This is a genomic window from Leifsonia sp. HAY1-4F, from assembly GCF_056755275.1.
In genome coordinates this window covers 1-1,466 of sequence record NZ_JBNDHX010000193.1, presented here as the reverse complement: position 1 = coordinate 1,466, position 1,466 = coordinate 1, and the positions used below count along the sequence as shown (strand labels likewise).

General features: G+C 63.0%; 2 protein-coding genes. Both read left to right on the top strand.

Annotation, left to right across the window (positions count from 1 at the left end):
• The first annotated feature begins 364 nt into the window (after positions 1-364).
• Positions 365-769 carry a DUF4259 domain-containing protein gene (locus ACPYOG_RS19135; protein WP_481295723.1) on the top strand — a complete coding sequence of 135 codons (405 nt, stop codon included), beginning with the start codon at positions 365-367 and terminating at the stop codon, positions 767-769.
• A 259-nt stretch (positions 770-1,028) separates the two neighbouring features.
• A complete protein-coding gene (locus ACPYOG_RS19130) occupies positions 1,029-1,367 on the top strand; it encodes a hypothetical protein (RefSeq protein ID WP_481295722.1) in 339 nt (112 codons plus the stop codon).
• Positions 1,368-1,466: the final 99 nt, after the last annotated feature.

Sequence of the window (1,466 nt, the reverse complement as noted above, 5' to 3'; positions counted from 1 at the left end):
CATATGAGGTCGGCACCCATCAGGTGTACGTCGACACCAAAGGAAGCACGCAAGTCCGAGAGTGCCGCATCGTGAGCTGAGTGCAGCACCTGGGCGGCGCACCCTGTACGAATTGGCGGAGAATGGGGGATTCGAGCCCCCATCAGGCCAGTTCGGGGCCGTCGAAACCGGCAGAAAACCTCTAGATTCCGCGGTTTCTAGGTCCTTTGCGATCACGGCGATCTCGTGGCATCTCAGAAGAGTGTGGGCAAAGTGTGGGCACGGGCTCCACCAGTCGAGGGCGATTCGTAGCGATAGATGTGCCCGGCCAAGGATCGGCTAGCGGACGTTCTGTCCCCGTTGCGGCGCTCCCTAGTATTGCGTCATGGGGACATGGAGTGCCGCTCCAGTGGGCAATGACACGGCGGCTGATTTCGCGTTGGAGCTCGACGGGCAGAGGCGGTGGACCGTCGTAAAGGCGGCCCTCAAGGAAGCGACGAAGGCCGGGGCTTCTATCGATAGCGACGTGTCCCAGATCGCGATCGCCGCGGCAGAGGCCGTTGCCCACGGAATCGGGCGCCCAACACAGACTGATGCCTATACCCAAAGCATCGAACAATTCGTTGGCCGTGCGCGAAGGCCAGGCCGGCGTCTCGCCGAGCAGGCCACGCGGGCTGTCGAAGTCGCCGCAAGCACCGACGGAGAACTCGCGCAGCTTTGGGGCGAGAGCGGTTCGAGCGAGTGGCGCGAAGCGATAACTCGGCTGGTCACGAACCTCAGCGCCGACTAGGCGATTCAGCTCCTTGGTCCCTAACCGCACAATGGCGGACGTCGCCGCCCGCTCAAGGACCGGTTGCAGACCAAAATGGTGTGGGTCCAGCTGAGCCACGCGCGTGCTCGGCCTGGCGGCACCCACTTCATAGCCTCCTCTCAAGCGGCTGCCGGTCGGTGTCCGTAAGAGGATGGTCTACCGAGACTCCTTCGTCCAGCGATAGCGTCTTGTTGCTACCGAAGAAAACCTCCCGAGGTCGCCTCTTCGCATGTTGTCGGTGAGAGCCAAGGCCGCGAAGCCCGCCTCTACTGATCGTGGAAGGAAGCACGTCGGCCACGATGAGGCCGTCGTGATCTCGGGAGACGGCGGCGGCACGGTCTCCCTGACCATGCCGCTCCGAATGGTCCGCTGCAACAGCGAGGCGCTTGCGCAACTCGCGGCAGAGCTGGACGCAACAGCCTGGGACGACCTCTCCCCGCTCGACGTGATGATTGAGCACCTGCCGGTCAGGAGCAGGCATGAGCGTCACCTTTCACGCTGCGGCCCGCGCCAACCGAGCGTCGACACTAGCTATGAAGAAAGTGAGGATGCTTTAAGGTCCTCTCCAGATTGGTGAGAGGGTGTCCTGGGATGGTGCAGCAACCGCCTCCGCGGTGGCCTGTCAGGGACTACTGCAGGCAGAACTCGTTCCCTTCTGGGTCACGCAGCTGGTAGT

Bases quoted from the DNA above. Each gene is read 5' to 3' on its own strand.
- ACPYOG_RS19135 (WP_481295723.1), top strand. From the start codon at position 365: ATGGGGACATGGAGTGCCGCTCCAGTGGGCAATGACACGGCGGCTGAT.